General features: G+C 70.4%; 17 protein-coding genes and 1 pseudogene. 14 read left to right on the top strand and 4 right to left on the bottom strand.

Annotation, left to right across the window (positions count from 1 at the left end):
- The first annotated feature begins 34 nt into the window (after positions 1-34).
- From AB0K15_RS19735 to AB0K15_RS19705, 7 genes are all read left to right on the top strand, one after another.
- On the top strand, positions 35-601 hold the full coding sequence (locus AB0K15_RS19735) for a TetR/AcrR family transcriptional regulator (protein ID WP_364052047.1): 567 nt from the start codon (positions 35-37) through the stop codon (positions 599-601).
- Positions 602-610: 9 nt separating this feature from the next.
- The gene (locus tag AB0K15_RS19730) at positions 611-1,519 is read left to right on the top strand and encodes a LysR family transcriptional regulator (RefSeq protein ID WP_364052044.1); all 909 of its coding nucleotides are present in this window, start codon (positions 611-613) and stop codon (positions 1,517-1,519) included.
- A 125-nt stretch (positions 1,520-1,644) separates the two neighbouring features.
- Positions 1,645-2,805, top strand: coding sequence for a CoA transferase (locus AB0K15_RS19725; RefSeq protein ID WP_364052041.1), 1,161 nt, complete (start codon positions 1,645-1,647; stop codon positions 2,803-2,805).
- 29 nt (positions 2,806-2,834) lie between these two features.
- Entirely contained in the window at positions 2,835-3,599 is a 765-nt protein-coding gene (locus AB0K15_RS19720) for a crotonase/enoyl-CoA hydratase family protein (protein WP_364052038.1), read from the top strand.
- Positions 3,600-3,604: 5 nt separating this feature from the next.
- A complete protein-coding gene (locus AB0K15_RS19715) occupies positions 3,605-4,351 on the top strand; it encodes an acetoacetate decarboxylase (RefSeq protein ID WP_364052035.1) in 747 nt (248 codons plus the stop codon).
- Positions 4,348-5,355: a 3-hydroxyacyl-CoA dehydrogenase NAD-binding domain-containing protein gene (locus AB0K15_RS19710; RefSeq protein WP_364052032.1), complete on the top strand. Its 1,008-nt coding sequence runs from the start codon at positions 4,348-4,350 to the stop codon at positions 5,353-5,355. The genes AB0K15_RS19715 and AB0K15_RS19710 overlap by 4 nt, the downstream gene beginning before the upstream one ends.
- Before the next feature lies 1 nt (position 5,356).
- Positions 5,357-6,562: an acyl-CoA dehydrogenase family protein gene (locus AB0K15_RS19705; RefSeq protein ID WP_364052029.1), complete on the top strand. Its 1,206-nt coding sequence runs from the start codon at positions 5,357-5,359 to the stop codon at positions 6,560-6,562.
- Positions 6,563-6,582: 20 nt separating this feature from the next.
- On the opposite strand, the gene AB0K15_RS19700 is transcribed toward AB0K15_RS19705, so the two are convergent.
- Both AB0K15_RS19700 and AB0K15_RS19695 read right to left on the bottom strand, forming a co-directional pair.
- Positions 6,583-7,821 carry an LCP family protein gene (locus AB0K15_RS19700; RefSeq protein WP_364052026.1) on the bottom strand — a complete coding sequence of 413 codons (1,239 nt, stop codon included), beginning with the start codon at positions 7,819-7,821 and terminating at the stop codon, positions 6,583-6,585.
- A gap of 194 nt (positions 7,822-8,015) precedes the next feature.
- Positions 8,016-8,759 carry an SDR family NAD(P)-dependent oxidoreductase gene (locus AB0K15_RS19695; RefSeq protein ID WP_364052023.1) on the bottom strand — a complete coding sequence of 248 codons (744 nt, stop codon included), beginning with the start codon at positions 8,757-8,759 and terminating at the stop codon, positions 8,016-8,018.
- A 101-nt stretch (positions 8,760-8,860) separates the two neighbouring features.
- On the opposite strand from AB0K15_RS19695, the gene AB0K15_RS19690 reads away from it, so the two are divergent.
- Genes AB0K15_RS19690 through AB0K15_RS19680 form a run of 3 tightly spaced genes read left to right on the top strand, consistent with a single transcriptional unit; the run spans position 8,861 to position 12,065 of the window.
- Positions 8,861-9,469: a TetR family transcriptional regulator gene (locus tag AB0K15_RS19690; protein ID WP_364052020.1), complete on the top strand. Its 609-nt coding sequence runs from the start codon at positions 8,861-8,863 to the stop codon at positions 9,467-9,469.
- Positions 9,470-9,512: 43 nt separating this feature from the next.
- Positions 9,513-11,069, top strand: a complete 1,557-nt coding sequence (locus AB0K15_RS19685) for an MDR family MFS transporter (RefSeq protein ID WP_364052017.1) — start codon at positions 9,513-9,515, stop codon at positions 11,067-11,069.
- A gap of 9 nt (positions 11,070-11,078) precedes the next feature.
- Positions 11,079-12,065 (top strand): RNA polymerase subunit sigma-70, encoded by a 987-nt coding sequence (locus tag AB0K15_RS19680; protein WP_364052905.1) that lies wholly within the window; start codon positions 11,079-11,081, stop codon positions 12,063-12,065.
- 130 nt (positions 12,066-12,195) lie between these two features.
- Here AB0K15_RS19680 and AB0K15_RS19675 read toward each other — a convergent pair whose 3' ends face one another.
- The gene (locus tag AB0K15_RS19675) at positions 12,196-12,465 is read right to left on the bottom strand and encodes a WhiB family transcriptional regulator (protein WP_285974314.1); all 270 of its coding nucleotides are present in this window, start codon (positions 12,463-12,465) and stop codon (positions 12,196-12,198) included.
- A 349-nt stretch (positions 12,466-12,814) separates the two neighbouring features.
- Between AB0K15_RS19675 and AB0K15_RS19670 the strand changes: the two are divergent.
- The 3 genes and pseudogenes from AB0K15_RS19670 to AB0K15_RS19660 form a co-directional block, all read left to right on the top strand.
- A pseudogene (locus AB0K15_RS19670) lies at positions 12,815-13,201 on the top strand (sigma factor-like helix-turn-helix DNA-binding protein); the annotation flags it as partial.
- A gap of 153 nt (positions 13,202-13,354) precedes the next feature.
- Entirely contained in the window at positions 13,355-13,948 is a 594-nt protein-coding gene (gene shbA / locus AB0K15_RS19665; protein WP_364052902.1) for an RNA polymerase sigma factor ShbA, read from the top strand.
- A 31-nt stretch (positions 13,949-13,979) separates the two neighbouring features.
- Positions 13,980-14,225, top strand: a complete 246-nt coding sequence (locus tag AB0K15_RS19660; protein ID WP_364052014.1) for a hypothetical protein — start codon at positions 13,980-13,982, stop codon at positions 14,223-14,225.
- 120 nt (positions 14,226-14,345) lie between these two features.
- Here the strand turns inward: AB0K15_RS19660 and AB0K15_RS19655 are convergent, their stop codons facing one another.
- Positions 14,346-15,194 carry a LysR substrate-binding domain-containing protein gene (locus AB0K15_RS19655; RefSeq protein ID WP_364052011.1) on the bottom strand — a complete coding sequence of 283 codons (849 nt, stop codon included), beginning with the start codon at positions 15,192-15,194 and terminating at the stop codon, positions 14,346-14,348.
- Positions 15,195-15,292: 98 nt separating this feature from the next.
- Between AB0K15_RS19655 and AB0K15_RS19650 the strand changes: the two genes are divergently transcribed.
- On the top strand, positions 15,293-16,333 hold the full coding sequence (locus tag AB0K15_RS19650) for a bile acid:sodium symporter family protein (RefSeq protein ID WP_364052008.1): 1,041 nt from the start codon (positions 15,293-15,295) through the stop codon (positions 16,331-16,333).
- The last annotated feature ends 305 nt before the right edge of the window (positions 16,334-16,638 follow it).

Raw genomic sequence — 16,638 nt, 5'->3', positions numbered from 1 at the left:
ACTCCCCACTTGGCAATCCCCGAGGAGGCCGGCCGTGACGCCACGGGCCGACGCACGTGACAACCGGGCGCAGCTCGTACGCGCCGCCCGTGAGGTGTTCGCGGCCGAGGGCGGCGATGCGCCGCTGGACCACGTGGCCAAGCACGCGGGCATCGGCAACGCCACGCTCTACCGCCACTTCCCCCGGCGGCGCGACCTGCTCGCGGCGGTCTACGCCGAAGAGGTCGAGACCCTCCGGGCCGAGGGTGAGACCCTGCTGGCACACGAGGATCCCGAGACCGCGCTCTTCACGTGGCTCGGGCTCTTCCTCGACCACGTCCGGGACAAACGCGAGCTCGCACTGTCCATAACGGACGGTCCCGGCGGCGAACGCGAGGAGCTTTTCACCCACTGGCACGGGGTGATGACCGACACAGCCACCGCCCTGGCGTCCCGCGCCGGTCTCACCGAGGAGGTCGAGCCCCTCGACCTGCTGGTGCTCGTGACGGGCATCGCCTTGTCCGGCGCGGAAAAACCCCGCACCGAACGGCTGCTGAGCGTGATCCGCCGGGGCAGCGCCGGCACCGGTCAGGCGGGCGCCGGTCGAGCTCGCACCGGTTAAGCTCACGTCGTGGAAATGCTGCACCTGCGCTACTTCGTGGCCGTCGCCGAAGAGCTGAACTTCTCGGCGGCCGCGCGGAAGCTGCACATGGCCGCGTCGCCGTTGAGCCAGCGGATCAAGGACCTCGAGCACGAGCTCGGCCAGAAGCTGTTCGACCGCAGCACGCACCACGTCACCCTCACCGCCGCGGGCGCGGCGCTGCTGCCGATCGCGCGCGACGTGCTGGAGCAGGTGAACTCGATCCCCTGGCGGCTGCGCGAGGCGACGAAACCCCAGCGCAGCACCGTGTTCCTCGGCATGCCCGCGGGCGTGCACCCAGACCTGCGCGACCGCGTCACGGCGCTGGCCGAGCGGGTGCGCGAGCGGTTCGAGCTCAAGCGCTGGCCCGGCGCCAGCCCCGATCTCGTCGACGCCGTGCTCGACGGACGGCTCGCGTTGACGCTGGCGCGCATGCCCGTGACCGATCCGGCCCTCGAAGCGCTGCCGGCGATGTCCGAGCGGCTCGGGGCCGTGGTGCCCGCCGACCAGTTCGCCGGCCGCGACTCGGTGAGCCTGGCCGAGCTGTCCGGGTTCGCCTACATCGCCTCGCCCGAGGATTCCACGCCGGCGTATTTCGAGCAGCTCGACCACCAATTGATGTCGCTCGGCATCAAGAAACGGCTCAAACTCTCGAACACCGGATATTCGGGCGTCTCGGAAATCATTTCCTCCGGGCTGGCTTTTTCCATTTCCATGCTCGACGAGGCCAGTCCCATGCACCTCTACCGGCTCGAGAACGTGGCCGTGCTGCCGTTCACCGATTTCCAGCCCGAGCTGGAGACCAACCTGCTCTGGCGACGTGACCGGGGCGACAGTGGCGACCTGGCGGAGCTCGTCGCCGCCGCGCGCGAGATCTTCGCCGGACCCCTGAGCAGCTGAAACAGCGAAAAAATGGTGTGATCGCTGCGGTCATACCATTCTTCGCAACATGATCATTCCCTTTCTTCACCTGCGCCACTAACTTCGGTGGCAGAGCAAGAACAGCAGGTGCGAAAGGATCGAAGATGGACGAGCAGAACACCGCCACCGGACCGCTGGACGGGGTGCGCGTGATCGACCTCTCGACCGTGGTGATGGGCCCGTACGCGGCACAGATCCTCGGCGACCTGGGCGCCGACGTGATCAAGATCGAGTCCCCTGCCGACACCGTCCGGGTGGGCCAGTACCGCACCACGCCGGGGATGACCCCGCTCAACCTCAACGTGAACCGCAACAAGCGCAGCGTCGCCCTGAACCTCAAGGACGCCGGCGAGCGCGAGCGGGCGCTGGCGCTGATCGACACCGCCGACGTGCTGATCACGAACATGCGCCCCGGCGCCCTGGCCCGGCTCGGCCTGGACTACGCCGAGGTCGCGCAGCGCAACCCGGGTCTGATCTACGCCCACGCCCAGGGTTTCCGCAGCGACTCCGACCGCGCCGGCAACGCGGCGTACGACGAGACCGTGCAGGCCGCCTCGGGCCTGGTCGACATCGCGAACCGCGCGATCGGCAAGCCGGTCTACCTCCCGACCATCCTGGGCGACAAGGTTTCCTCGCTGACGATCGTCTACAGCGTGCTCGCCGCGCTGCACCACCGCGACCGCACCGGAACCGGCCAGCAGATCGAGGTCCCGATGACCGACACGCTCATCGCGTTCAACCTGGTCGAGCACCTCGCCGGGCACGTGTTCGAGCCGGCGCAGGGCCCGACGGGCTTCCCGCTGTCGATGTCGCAGGGCCACCGCGCGGCGCCGACCAAGGACGGCCTCGCCTGCGTGATCCCCTACAACCCGCAGAACTTCCGCGATTTCTTCTCCGCCGCCGGGCGCGCCGACCTGGTCGAGGACCCGCGCGTGAACGGCGAGGCGATCGACAACGCCGACGTCGACGCCCTCGCGGAGCTCATCGACGAGTGCGCCCCCGCGCTCACCACCGCCGAATGGGCCGAGGTCTGCGCCAAGCACAGCATCCCGTTCGCGCCGGTCCTGGAGCTGGACCGCGCCCACGAGGACGACTACGTCCGCGAAGGCCACCTCCTCGACACCGTCGAGCACCCGACGGAGGGCACCATCCGCACGGTCGGCATCCCGGTGCGTTTCTCCGCCACGCCCGGCTCGATCCGCCGCCCCGCCCCGGTCGCCGGCCAGGACACCGCCGAAGTCCTCGCGGAACTCGTGAACCGCTGAACCACCAGTCGCAGAAGAGAAGTGACGTCATGAGCACCGAAGTGCGCACCGAGCGGATCGGCACCACGCTGCTGATCACGATCGACCGCCCGCAGGCCCGCAACGCCGTGAACGCGGCCGTCGCGACCGGGCTGGCGGAAGCGCTGGACACCCTGGAGAGCGACCCGACGCTGCGCGCGGGTGTCCTCACCGGCGCCGAAGGCACCTTCAGCGCCGGCATGGACCTCAAGGCCGCGCTGGCCGGCGAGAGCCCGGAGATCCCGGGCCGCGGGTTCGGCGGGCTGACCGAGGCCGAGCTGACCAAACCGCTGATCGCCGCGGTCGAGGGCTGGGCCATGGGCGGCGGGTTCGAGCTCGCCCTGGGCTGCGACCTGGTCGTCGCCGGTGAAGACGCGAAGTTCGGGCTGCCCGAGGTGAAGCGCGGCCTGGTCGCCGCCGGCGGCGGCGTGATCCGCCTGCCGAAGCGGCTCCCGCACCACCTCGCGATGGAGCTGCTGCTGACCGGCGAGCCGATCACCGGCCACCGAGCCGGTGAGCTGGGCCTGGCCAACCGCGTGGTCCCGGCCGGTGACGCCACCGCCGTCGCGCTGCAGCTGGCCGAGCTGGTCACACGCAACGCGCCACTCGCGCTGGCCGCCGTGAAGAAGATCGTGCGCGCCGCCGACGGGACCCCCGAGCCCGAGGCGTTCGCCGCGCAGCGTGAAGAGCTCAAGACCCTGATGACCTCCGCCGACGTCCGCGAGGGCATGACCGCCTTCGCCGAGCGCCGCGCGCCCCAGTGGACCGGACGGTGACGACCATGAAGCACGAAGACGTCCTGCGGCACGTGACCACGCCGCTCGTGAACCCCGCGTTCGCGCCGATGGTGCCGCGGTTCACCGACCGGGAGTACCTCAACATCGTCTACCGCACCGACGCCGAGGCCCTGCGCGCCGTCGTGCCGGAGCCCCTGCAGATCGAAGAACCGCTGGTGCGTTTCGAGGTCATGAAGATGGGCGACGTGAGCGGCTACGGCCCCTACACCGAGTCGGGCCAGGCCATCCCGGTCACCTTCGACGGCGAGCGCGGCGAGTACCTGCACTCGATGTACCTCGACAACTTCCCGGCGACCGCGTCGGGCCGCGAGGTCGCCGCCTACCCGAAGACCATCGGGGCGCCGAACCTCTATGTCGACAACGGCGCGCTCGTCGGCACGCTGGACTACGGCACGCTGCGCGTGGCCACCGCGACCATGGGCTACAAGCACTTCGCGCTGGACCCGGCCGAGGCGAAGGCCCAGATCACCGTGCCGACGTTCATGCTGAAGATCATCCCCGGCTACGACGGCGCGCCCCGCGTGATGGAGCTCGTCCGCACCGAGATCACCGACGTCGTCGTGAAGGAAGCCTGGACCGGCCCCGCGCGGCTGCAGCTGTTCGAGCACGTGCTCGCCCCGCTGGCCGACCTGCCGGTGCGCGAGATCGTCTCCGCGAGCCACATCATCACCGACCTGACCCTCGCCCCCGTCACGCCGGTCCACGACTACCTGAAGGGAGCACAGCGATGAGCACCGAATTCCGGACCGCCGCCGTGATCGGAGCCGGCACCATCGGCCTGTCCTGGACCGCGCTGTTCGCCGGCCACGGCCTCACCGTCAAGGTCACCGACCCCCGCCCCGACCTCGCCGAGGCGGTCGCGAACGCCCTGGCCGAGTTCACTCCGCATCTGGCCGCGCAGGGCCTGGACGTCGCCGGAATCGCCGGCCGCGTGCAGATCGCCGGCAGTGTCGCCGACGCCGTCCGCGACGCCGACGTGGTGCAGGAGAACGGCCCGGAGAGCGTCGAGTTCAAAAAGGACCTGTTCGCCACGCTGGTCGAGGCCGCGCCGAAGCACGCGCTGCTGCTGAGCTCGTCGTCGGCGATCCCGTCGACCACCTTCACCGGCGAGCTGGCCGACGCGAGCCGGGTCCTCATCGGACACCCGTTCAACCCGCCGCACCTCATCCCGCTCGTCGAGGTCGTGCCCGGCGAACGCACCGGTGAGGACGCCACCCAGGCGGCCGTCGACTTCTACACCTTCCTCGGCCGGGTGCCGGTGGTGGAGCGCAAGGAAATCCCCGGTTTCGTCGGCAACCGCCTGCAGAACGCGCTCAGCCGCGAGGCGATCTACCTCGTCGAGCAGGGTGTGGTGACACCCGAGGACCTCGACAAGGTGATGACCAACTCGCTCGGCATCCGCTGGGCCACGGTCGGGCCGTTCCTCGGCTCGCACCTCGGTGGTGGCCCCGGCGGCTACCGGCACATGGCCGAGCACATCGGCCCGTCGATGAAGAAGATGTGGGCGAGCCTCGGGCAGCCCTCGCAGACCCCGGAAGAGACCGAACGGCTCGTCGAAGCCGTCGAAAAGGCTTACGGCTCCTCCACGTACTCGGAACTCGCCGAGGCGCGCGACCGCAAGCAGATCGCAGTCCTGTCTGCATTGGCTGTGTCTTCTGGGGCCAAACCCCGGACCCCAGCCGAGGGGCGAGCCCCCCTGGACCCCCCGACTGCGGCTAGCAAGGAGGAGAACTGACATGACCACGCTCGAAGACCAGCTCGTCGCCGACTTCTACGACTACGAAACCCTGCTGAGCGACGAAGAGCACAAGCTGCTCGTCAAAGCCCGCGGCTTCATGCGCAACGAGGTCAAGCCGCTGGTGAACGAGAACTGGGCCGCCGGCACCTTCCCGAAGGAGCTCATCGCGAAGTTCCGCGAGAGCGGCCTCGCGGGCCTGCCCTACGAGGGCTACGGCGAGCACCGCGCCGCCACCAGCCACCTGCTCACCGGCATGATGGCCATGGAGATGAGCCGCACCGACGCGTCGGTCGCCACCTTCTTCGGTGTCCACAACGGACTCGCGATGTACTCGATCTACTCCGGCGGCAGCCAGGAACAGCGTGACCGCTGGCTCCCCGAGATGGCCGCGATGGACAAGATCGGCGCGTTCGCGATGACCGAGCCGCTCGGCGGGTCCGATGTGGCCGGTGGCATGCGCACCACGGCGCGGCGGGTGTCAAAAGAGGGTTCCGGTGACTCCTGGATCCTCAACGGTGCCAAGCGCTGGATCGGGAACGCGACTTTCGCCGACTACGTGGTGGTGTGGGCGCGCGACGTCGACGACAACAACGTGAAGGGCTTCGTCGTCGAGAAGGGCACACCGGGCTTCTCGCCGGTGAAGATCGAGAACAAGATCGCGTTCCGCATCGTCGAGAACGCCGAGATCACCCTCACCGACGTGCGCGTGCCGGAGGCCAACCGCCTGCAGGGCATCGACTCCTTCCGCGACGTCGCGGAGATCCTGCGCGCCACCCGCGGCGGCGTCGCGTGGCAGGCGCTGGGCGTGATGATCGGCGCCTACGAGCTCGCTCTCGGCTACGCCAAGGAGCGCAAGCAGTTCGGCCGACCGATCGCGCGGTTCCAGCTGGTGCAGGACCTGCTCGTGAAGAGCCTCGGCAACATCACCGCGTCGTGGGGCATGCTCGTGCAGCTGGCCCGCCTGCAGGACGCCGGGATCTTCAAGGACGAGCACTCCTCGCTCGCCAAGGCGTTCGTCACCTCGCGGATGCGTGAGGTCGTGGCCTGGGGCCGCGAGATCTTCGGCGGCAACGGCATCGTGCTCGACCACGACATCGCGCGGTTCTTCGCCGACGCGGAGGCCATCTACTCGTTCGAGGGCACCCGCGAGATGAACACGCTCATCGTGGGCAAGGCGATCACGGGGCAGAGCGCCTTCGTCTGATGCCGCGGTGTGATCTCCGGTCAGTTCACGCAGCCGGTGGCGTTCGTCGCCACCGGCTGTTGTGGCGTTCCCCCGGCGGGCGTGTCCGAAGGCGGGTTCACGGACTTGGTGACGGCGATCGGCTTCACCCGGCCGGCGTTGGTGCCGGGCGGTGAGCTGGTCTCGCCGGATCCGCCGGAGGCCGACACCGACGACGAGCTCAACTGGTTCTGCACGAACGTCTTGACCTGCTGCGGGCTGACCTTCACCGCGTCGCCGTCGGCCGGCGTGGCCAGCGACAGGCTCTGCACCGGGATCGTGACGAACGCGATGGCGCCGGAGCTGATGCCGTGCAGCTGCTGCGCGAAGCTCAGCACGTCCCAGCCCTTGTCGAGCACGACCGAGCCCTGCAACGCGTCGACGAGGGCAGACAGCTTGTCCGGGCTGGTCAGCGTGCCCGCCCCGAGCACGTTCTTCGCCATGCCGGCGAGGAACGCCTGCTGGCGAGCGATGCGATCGAGGTCGCCGCCTGCCAGGCCGTGGCGCTGCCGCACGAACGCGAGGGCCTGAGCACCGGACAGCGTCTGCGGGCCGGCCGGGAAGTTCGCGCCGGAGTACGAGTCGTGCACCGGGTTGTTGAGGCACACCTGCACGCCACCGACGGCCTGGCTCAGCGCCGCGAACCCGGCGAGGTTCACCGCCGCGTAGTGGTTGATCGTGAGCCCGGTGAGCTCCTCGACCGTGGCGATCGCGGACTTCGCGCCCTCGGCGTCGGCGGCCACCTCGAGCTGCGGGCCGCTGAGGCCCTGCCCCGACAGGTGCGAGCGCGCGGACGCCCGCGCGCGGCTGTAGGCCGAGTTGATCTTGTGCTTGCCGTAGCCCGGGACGTCCACATAGGAGTCACGCGGGATGGAGATCGCCGTGGCGGCCGCGCCGCCCGCCGGCACGTGGACCACGATCATCGTGTCGGTGGTGCTGCCGCCGTCGTCACTGCTGCCGGCGTGCAACGAGTCGAGCACGTTCTGTGGCAACGGGTTCCCGTTGGCGTCGGTGCGCGAGTCGAGCCCGACCAGGAGGATGTTCTGCGCCACCTGCAGCGGTTGCCCGGTCGGCGCCTCGGGGATCTGGGCGGCGGGCGGGATGACGTCGGCCGTGACGATCCCGGTGTCGAGCCGGTGCAGCTGCGACCACGCGTACCCGGTGGCACCCAGCACCAGCGTCGACACCACCCCCAGCACGACACGGCCGCCGATCCGGCGGCCCCGGGACGTGAGCAGCACGACAGAATCCCCTTGCTTCCCCGAAAGGGCCCGAGCGGGCCTGCCTTCGAGGATCACCGCGTTAGCTGGGAATAGCCTGAGAATCCTGTCGCAAAGATGTGATGATGCCCGTTCGGCCGACCTGCACTGGGCCGAAAGTGAGCTGTGCCACGGAGTTCCGCGACACCGCGTGGCATTCCGAGCACGCGGAGCGCTCAGCGCGGCATGCGCCGCCACACCGCGCGCGGCAGCAGGCGCATCACCGCGAAGACCGGACGGAGTACTCCCGGCACCCAGACGACTGCGCGCCGTCGCCGCAGCGCCGCCACCGTCGCGTCGGCCACCTGATCGGGGGTGCTGGAGAACGGCGCCGGCGACATGCCCTCGGTCATCCGGCCGATCACGAAGCCGGGCCGCACGAGCAGCAGGTGCACGCCGGTGCCGTGCAGCGCGTCGGCCAGCCCGCAGGCGAAGCCGTCGAGCCCGGCCTTGGCCGAGCCGTACACGTAGTTGGCGCGCCGCACGCGGACGCCGGCGACCGAGGAGAACACCACGAGGCTGCCCGAGCCCTGCGCGCGCAGGAGTTCGGCCGTGTGGGTGAGCACGGCGACCTGGGCGACGTAGTCGATGTGCACGATCGCCGTCGCGTGCTCGGCGTCGGTCTCCGCGCGGGCCTGGTCGCCGAGGATGCCGAAGGCGAGCACGACGACCTCCAGCGGACCGTGCTCGGCGACGACGCGGTCGAGGAACGGGCGGTGCCCGGCCAGGTCGTCGGCGTCGAACCCGGCGGTCTCGACCACCTCGGCGCCGGCGGCTCGCAGCGTCGTGACCTGCTCACTGAGGTCGGCGCCCGGACGCGCGGCCAGCACGAACCGCTTCGCCCCGCCCACGGCGAGCCGCTGCGCGACCGCCGTCCCGATCTCGCTGCGTCCGCCCAGCACCAGCACCGTTCCGCTCACGCGCGGCAGTCTGCCAGCCCCGCCGACCGCCCGCCCGAGGTGGCCCGTTTCACAAACTGCAACTTTGCAGATTATGAAAGTTTCGCGTTACGCTCCTCGCCGTGTCCTCCTCCGGCCTGCGCGAGCGCAAGAAGCTCGAAACCCACCGCACGCTCACGGCCGCCGCGGTGCGGCTCGTCGGCGAACGCGGTCTGGACCACGTGACCGTGGAGGACATCGCCGCGGAGGCGGGGGTCTCGGCGCGCACCTTCTTCAACTACTTCGCGTCCAAAGAGGACTCGGTGGTGATCGCACACGCCGACCACACCGAACGCAGCCTGCGGATGGCCGAGCGGCTGACCGCGCTGCCGCCGTCGATGGGCACGCTCGAAGCCCTGCTCGCGAGCGTGCGCGAGGAGCTGGCGGAGATCGACGAGAACCGCGACGAGTGGCTCACCCGCATCCGGATCATCAAGGAGAACCCCGGCCTGACGCTGCGGGCCATGGCGCTCAACTCCGACGCCGTCGAGCCGACGATCGCCGCCATCGCGAAGCGCACCGGCACCGACCGAGCCAAGGACCTGTACCCGTCCCTGCTGCTTTCGGCGTTCGGCAGCGCGCTCAACGCCTCCCTGATGCTCTGGCGCGACCTCGGGGGGTCGCGCCCGCTGCTGGACCTGGTCGACGAAGCGGTGGCCACGCTGGCCGCCGGGTTCACCGACCCGCACTGAAAATCCCGTCTCACCCACCCGCGCACTCCAAGGGGATCCGTTCATGACCGTGTCCGAAACCGAGGCGCCCGCCGCCTCGGGCGCGATGAGCCGGCAGCAGGTGCTGCAGGCGATGTCGGGGCTGATGATGGGCATCTTCGTCGCCATCCTCGCCTCCACCGTGGTGGCCAACGCGCTGCCGCGGATCGTGTCCGAGCTGGGCGGCTCGCAGTCGTCCTACACCTGGGTGGTGACCACGGAGCTGCTCGCGATGACGGCGACGGTTCCGCTGTGGGGCAAGCTTTCCGACCTGTACAACAAGAAGCTGCTGATCCAGCTGTCGCTCGGGCTGTTCGTGGTGGGCTCGCTGGTGGCCGGCTTCGCGCCGAACATCGAGCTGCTCATCGTCAGCCGCGTGGCGCAGGGCATCGGCGGTGGTGGCCTCACGGCGCTGGCGCAGGTGATCATGGCGGCGATCGTGTCGCCGCGTGAGCTCGGCAAGTTCTCCGGCATCTTCGGCGCCGTGTTCGCCGTGGGCACGGTGGCCGGGCCGCTGATCGGCGGCGTGCTCGTGGACACCTCGTGGCTCGGCTGGCGCTGGTGCTTCTTCCTCGGCGTGCCGTTCGCGCTCGCCGCGATCCTGCTGCTGCAGCGCACTCTGAAGCTGCCGACGGTCCGGCGCGAGGCGCACGTGGACTACCTCGGGGCGTTCCTGATCATGCTCGGAGTGTCCACTTTGCTCGTCTGGTCGTCGCTCGCCGGCTCGTCGTTCGCGTGGGGTTCCTGGCAGACCGGCGTGCTCGTGCCGGTCGGCGTCGTGGTCCTGGCGGTCGCGGTGTTCGTGGAGACGAAGGTGCGCGAGCCGATCATCCCACTGCGCCTGTTCCGCAACCGCACGGTTTCGCTGACCACGATCGCGAGCTTCTTCGTGGGTGTCGCGATGTTCGGCGGCACGGTGTTCCTGTCGCAGTACTTCCAGCTCTCGCTCGGCAAGTCGCCCACGGTCGCCGGCCTGATGAGCCTGCCGATGATCTTCGGGCTGCTCGTGTCCTCGACCGTGTCGGGCCAGCTGATCAGCCGGACCGGGCGGTGGAAGGGCCACCTGATCCTGGGTGCCGTGCTGCTGACCGCCGGTCTCGGGCTGCTCGGGCTCATCGACGCGCACACCAGCGTGCTGGAGCTGAGCCTGTTCATGCTCGTGCTGGGTGTCGGCGTCGGCATGCTGATGCAGAACCTGGTGCTGGTGACGCAGAACGACGTGCCGGCCCAAGACCTCGGCGCGGCGACCTCCACGCTGTCGTTTTTCCGTAGCCTCGGCGGCTCGATCGGCGTGAGCGCGCTGGGCGCGGTGCTGGCCAACCGGGTCACGGCGCTGATCACCGAGGGCCTCGGCCCGATGCCGGGGATGAGCAGCGGTGGCAGCGAGAAGGTGCCGAACCTCGCCGACCTGCCCGCGCCGATCGCGAACGTGATCCGCGAGGCCTACGGCACCGCGACGAGCGACCTGTTCCTCATCGCCGCCCCGATCGCGCTGCTCGTGGTGGTGGCGGTGGTGTTCCTCAAGCACCTGCCGCTGAAGACCCAGAGCGGTCTCGAGCGCCTCGCGCAGGAAGGCGCCTGAGCTACGGTTCTGCGCGTGGACGACGACTTCGGCACGCTCCTCGAACGGCACCGCCGCGAGATCCGAGTGCACTGCTACCGGATGAGCGGTTCGTTCGAGGAAGCCGAGGACCTCACGCAGGAGGCGTTCCTGCGGGCGTGGAAGGGCCGGGGCGGGTTCGAGGGCCGGGCGAGCGTGCGGACGTGGCTGTACCGCATCGCCACCAACGTGTGCCTCGACGCCCTGGCCCGCCGGCCCCGCCGCGTCCTGCCGGACGAGCTGGGCGCGGCCGCCGACCCGGCCGGTATCCCGGCCGCGCTCGACGTGCCGTGGCTCGGCCCGATCCCCGACGCGGAGCTCGACCCCGCTGCGCCCGACGACACCGGCGCCGCGGTGGTCGAACGCGAGACGATCGAGCTCGCGTTCCTCGCCGCCATCCAGCACCTGCCGCCCCGGCAGCGCGCGGCGCTCGTCCTGCGCGACGTGCTGGACTGGTCCGCCAAGGACACCGCGGCGGTGCTGGAGACCTCGGTGGCGTCCGCGAACAGCGCGTTGCAGCGCGCCCGCGAAACCCTGCGTGCGCGCTTGCCCGCGCGGCGTGCCGAGTGGGCTTCCGCCGGCGCGACCACGGCGGAGGAAGCCGAGTTGCTGCGCCGGTTCATCGCCGCGTACGAAGCGGGCGATCCGAACGCGGTGGCGGAACTGCTGCGCGAGGACGCGCGGGCCGTGATGCCGCCGTACTCGCTCTGGTTCGACAGCCGGGAGCGCATCGTCGCCGCGCTGCGCACGAGCATGGACGCACGGTCGCCGTATTTCACGGGCTGGTTCCGGATGGTCGCCGTGCGTGCGAATCGGCAGCCCGCCGTCGCCACGTGGGTGCGCCGGCCCGGCGAGAGCGGGTTCCGCCGGTTCGGGATCAGCGTGCTCACGGTCGAGCACGGATTGGTCACGGCGGTGGCGGCGTTCGAAACGGCATCGTTCGCACCGTACGGATTACCGGAGACGCTCTCGGAATGAGCCACGCAGGGCAAAAAAGAGCCCGGGTGGGTGACCTCGATCAGGTCACCCACCCGGGCACAAGCCGGTCCCCGTGGGGTTTTCCGGGAAAGTCTCGCCTTCGCCTCCGGGAATGGTCACCGGTACGCGGTCAGGCGGCTTGATGCCGTTCGGCGGCGGAGCGGGTGCGGACCAGCTTGCGGCGCTCCAGCTCCGTGGTTCCGCCGAAGATGCCGTTGTCCAGCCCGTTGTCCAGGGCGTAGGAAAGGCACGCTTCGCGAACCGGGCAGCGCGCGCAGACCGCCTTGGCCTCGCCGACCTGACGGGCTCCGGGGCCGACGTCCGAAATCGGGAAGAACAGTTCCGGATCCTCGTCCTGGCAGGCTGCGCGGGACAGCCAGCCGGTGCTCGTGAGTTCCATTGTTGCGTTTCACCTCCTGTCGAACATTGTCTTTTCTCGGTCAACCGACTTCTCCGGGCGCACGGCGCAGCACAACTCACAAGGAGCTGTACAGCTCGGGTGACGCTCGGTGGACTTTCGGCCGACCCCGCCGGCGCCCCCATGAGGGCGGCCCGCGGACAACCGAAGTTCCAACTTACCACCGATGGCGGTTGTTCCTAAGAGTTACGGGCCCAGCTCACACTGATCTTTTGTTGTTCCACCAGAGGTACCCGCGCGATCACGTCGTCACACGTGGTGCCGACATCGAATCGTTACACCTGGCGCCGCCCTCACCGCACCTGTTCCTTCGGCAGAGCGGACGACGGGGGTGGGCGTGGACGAGTTCGACGGGTTCTTCCGCGCCGAGTTCCCGCCCCTCGTGGCCTTCGGCTGCAAGCTGGGCCTGGACCCGCCGGCGGCGCGCGAGGCCGCCGCCGACGCGCTGCGGCAGGAGGCGCAGGTGTGGCCGCCGCCGGACGATCCGCGCGCGCGGTTGCGCCTGAGCGTGCGGGGGTTCGCCGGGGAGCGCGTCCCGGCGGACGACGGCCTGACCGCGCTCGTCGAGCGGAACGCCCTGGGGGTCGAGCTGCTCGCGACGCTGCCGGACACGCAGCGCACCGTGCTGGCGTGGTCGCTCGACGGCTTCGCCCCGGCCGCCATCGGGACCGCCCTCGGGATGCCGGCCAGCACGGTGCGCTCGAACCTGCGCCACGCGCGGGAACGGCTCAACCGCCGGCTGGCTCCGCTGCCTGGCTCGCCGGGTTCGCCGAACGGGGAGGACGCCGTGGTGACCCTGCTGCGGGAAGCCGACGCGACGCTGACCGGAGCGCTGCGCCGCGGCCTCGACGTCGACGCGGCGCTGCGGCACGTGAAGTCCCGCACCGCCCCGCGCTTCCCCGACCACTGGCACCACCTCGACGGCCCCGTCGCCGCCGCCGCGGCCGGCGACCGCCTCGCCGCGGCGCGGCTGCTGGAGACCGTCCGCCCGCTGGTCGTCCGCTACTGCCGCGGGCGCCTCGGCGGCTCCGACCGCACCTACGCCTCCGCCGACGACGTGGCCCAGGACGTGTGCGTCGCGCTGCTCGCCGCCCTGCCGACCTACCGCGACCAGGGCCGTCCCTTCCTGGCCTTCGTGTACGGCATCGCGCAGCACAAGGTCGCCGACGCCCACCGCGCGGCCGCCCGCAACCGCTCCGACCCGGTCGCCGACCCACCCGACCGCGCGGACCCCGCGGACGGCCCCGAGCAACACGCCCTGCGCACCGAGCTCACCACCCGCCTGGCGCGGCTGCTGGACGTTCTGCCGGACCGGCAGCGCGAGATCGTCCTGCTGCGCGTGGTGGTCGGCCTGACGGCCGAGGAAACGGCGGAAGCGGTGGGCTCCTCACCGGTCGCGGTGCGCGTGTCCCAGCACCGCGCCCTGCTGCGGCTGCGCAACCTGCTGAACGGCGGGCAGAGGTGACCGGCCCGCCGCAACGGCGGACTGCTTGGGGATGACCTGGAACTCCCACGTGCCGAGCGAATGCGGCGGCGCCGTCACCCACGCCTGCTCGAAGCCGGGCGCGATCTTCCACACGCCGAGCACCGAAGCGCGGTACGTGCCGGTGGGTACCGCGGTGACGGTCACGGACCCGGTCGCGTCGGTGGTCGCGAGCGACCTGTCGGGACCGGTCGTCGCGGTGAAAGTCGCGTCCGGCTCGCACCCTGGTCGGCGAACAGACCGAACGCGGTGGCAGTGACCGTCGACCGGTCCTCCGGCGCGCTGGCAGCCGGTGCTTCACCCATATAGGTGACCTCCACGGTGACCTTGAGTCGATCTCCGGCACGAGGGGTCCCGCAGGCCCGTTCGGACGAATCGATCATTCCTCCCCGAGCTTCGCCACCACGAAATCCGCCAGCGCCGCTGCCGGGCCTTCCGTCGCGTCGCGCAGGAGGAGCATGAACTCCACGGCGCCCGGGTCCGGGAGGCCGAGGTGGGCCGGGAGCTCGAGGAGGCCGTCCGGGAGGAGGCTGCGGGCGTGGACGGTGATGCCGAGGCCGGCGGCCGCCGCGGCGCGCAGGCCGGTGAGGCTGGAGGTGAGGCACGCGGCGCGCCATTCGAGACCCGCCCGTTCGAGCGCCTCGACGGCGAGCCGGCGCGTGACCGAGGGCATGGGGTACTGCACGAGCGGCACGGGCTGCCCTGGCTCGAGCACGGTGGCCGTGGAGCCGATCCACACCAGGGGTTCGCGCCGCAGGACGCGGGCAGGGCCGGGGTCGCCGGGGCGGCGTTTGCCGAGCACGACGTCGAGGCGGCCCTCGGCGAGGCGGCGGGCGAGCACATCGGACAGTTCGACGTGGAGCTCCACGTCCACGAGCGGGTGGCTGCGCCGCAGCCGGTGCAGGATCTCGGGCACCTCGTCGAGCACGAAGTCCTCGGACACTCCGAAGCGAACGCGCCCGCGCACCTGGGTGCCGCGGAAGTGGCGGGCAGCACGTTCTTCGGTGTCCACAATGGTCTGGGCGAAGCCCAGCATCGCCTGCCCGCGCGCGGTGAGGTCGACCGCGTGGGTGTCGCGTTGGAACAGCAGCCCGCCGGCTTCCCTTTCGAGGCGCCGGATGTGCTGGCTGACTGTGGGCTGGCCCACACCCAGCCGCCGGGCCGCCGCGGTGAAGCTGCGGGTTTCCGCCACCGCGAGGAAGGAGCGGCACAGGCGCGAATCCAGCATGCGTCACATCTTATCGGCGCCGACAATGACAGTGAGTACGGTGATCGGGGTTCCGAATGACCGTGCCGCACCGGAGAATCGGGTGGGAAAGGAGTTCCATGACGACCGTGTTCGCCCCGCTGACCCGCCCCGTTTCCGCACTGCTGGCCAAGCTGCGGATCGACCCGTTCATCGCCGCCATCCTGCTGACGGTGGGCATCGCTTCGCTCCTGCCCGCCTCGGGTGGCACCGCCACCGGCTTCGGGATCGCGGCGAACATCGCGGTGGGGCTGTTGTTCTTCCTCTACGGCGCAAGGCTTTCGAGCAAGGAGGCCGTGGACGGCCTGAAGCACTGGCGCCTGCACGTCACTGTGCTGTCCGCCACATTCGTGCTGTTCCCTTTGCTGGGCCTCGCCGCGTCGTTCCTCTCCCCCGGGCTGCTCACGTCGCCGCTCTACACCGGCGTGCTGTTCCTGTGCCTGCTGCCGTCCACGGTGCAGTCGTCGATCGCGTTCACGTCGATCGCGAAGGGCAACGTCGCGGCCGCCATCTGCAGCGCCTCGGTGTCGAACCTGCTCGGCATCGTGCTGACGCCGCTGCTCGTCGCGCTGCTGCTCTCGACCGGCGGCCCGGGCGTGAGCGGTCAGGCGGTGCTGGACATCGTGCTGCAGCTGCTCGTGCCGTTCGTGGCGGGCCAGCTCGCCCGCCGCTGGATCGGCGGCTGGGTCAGCCGCCACTCGGCACCACTGAAGCTCGTGGACCGCGGCTCGATCCTGCTCGTCGTCTACACCGCCTTCAGCGAGGGCATGACCGAAGGCATCTGGCACCAGCTCGACATCGGCCCGCTGTTCGTGCTGCTGGGCGTGTGCGTGGTGCTGCTCGCCGCCGTGCTCACCACCACGAGCGTCGGCGCGCGGCTGCTCGGCTTCGACCGCGCCGACCGGATCACGATCGTGTTCTGCGGCTCCAAGAAGAGCTTGGCCAGCGGCCTGCCGATGGCCACCGTGCTCTTCGGCCACGGGCAGGTGGGCCTGATCGTGCTCCCGCTGATGCTGTTCCACCAGATCCAGCTGATCGTGTGCGCCGCGATGGCCCGCCGCTACGCCCGCCAGGCCGCGGCCGGCGAGCCGGATGAGCTCGTTCCCGCCGAAGTCGGCTGACCCCGGAACGGTTCACCCGATGGTGCCGTTTCCGGACGATTGTGCACGGTGGGCTCGGGGACGCGGGACTATCAGGCAACCCCGCAGTTCGGGCCCGGACGGACGGCTCGGCGCTGCTAGCGTGCCAATGTGAGTAATCCGTTGATCGCGCAGACGCAGGACTCCACCAAGGCGTATTCGGGTATTTCGCTCCTGGAGACCGCGAACGACCTGTCGACGGCCATCGAGTCGGGTGACTGGGCGTCGGTGGCGATGGGCGCGGTCGGCACGGCACTGGACGCGCTGTCGATGGCGATGGACCCGTT

The sequence above is a fragment of the Amycolatopsis sp. NPDC049253 genome, assembly GCF_040678995.1.
Lineage (GTDB): Bacteria > Actinomycetota > Actinomycetes > Mycobacteriales > Pseudonocardiaceae > Amycolatopsis.
The sequence above is the reverse complement of the archived record's forward strand: the minus strand, read 5'-3'. Positions and strand labels throughout refer to the sequence as shown.

Bases quoted from the DNA above. Each gene is read 5' to 3' on its own strand.
- AB0K15_RS19715 (WP_364052035.1), top strand. From the start codon at position 3,605: ATGAAGCACGAAGACGTCCTGCGGCACGTGACCACGCCGCTCGTGAAC.
- AB0K15_RS19685 (WP_364052017.1), top strand. From the start codon at position 9,513: ATGACCGTGTCCGAAACCGAGGCGCCCGCCGCCTCGGGCGCGATGAGC.
- AB0K15_RS19675 (WP_285974314.1), bottom strand. From the start codon at position 12,465: ATGGAACTCACGAGCACCGGCTGGCTGTCCCGCGCAGCCTGCCAGGAC.
- AB0K15_RS19710 (WP_364052032.1), top strand. From the start codon at position 4,348: ATGAGCACCGAATTCCGGACCGCCGCCGTGATCGGAGCCGGCACCATC.
- AB0K15_RS19705 (WP_364052029.1), top strand. From the start codon at position 5,357: ATGACCACGCTCGAAGACCAGCTCGTCGCCGACTTCTACGACTACGAA.
- AB0K15_RS19650 (WP_364052008.1), top strand. From the start codon at position 15,293: ATGACGACCGTGTTCGCCCCGCTGACCCGCCCCGTTTCCGCACTGCTG.
- AB0K15_RS19725 (WP_364052041.1), top strand. From the start codon at position 1,645: ATGGACGAGCAGAACACCGCCACCGGACCGCTGGACGGGGTGCGCGTG.
- AB0K15_RS19660 (WP_364052014.1), top strand. From the start codon at position 13,980: ATGACCTGGAACTCCCACGTGCCGAGCGAATGCGGCGGCGCCGTCACC.
- AB0K15_RS19720 (WP_364052038.1), top strand. From the start codon at position 2,835: ATGAGCACCGAAGTGCGCACCGAGCGGATCGGCACCACGCTGCTGATC.
- AB0K15_RS19655 (WP_364052011.1), bottom strand. From the start codon at position 15,194: ATGCTGGATTCGCGCCTGTGCCGCTCCTTCCTCGCGGTGGCGGAAACC.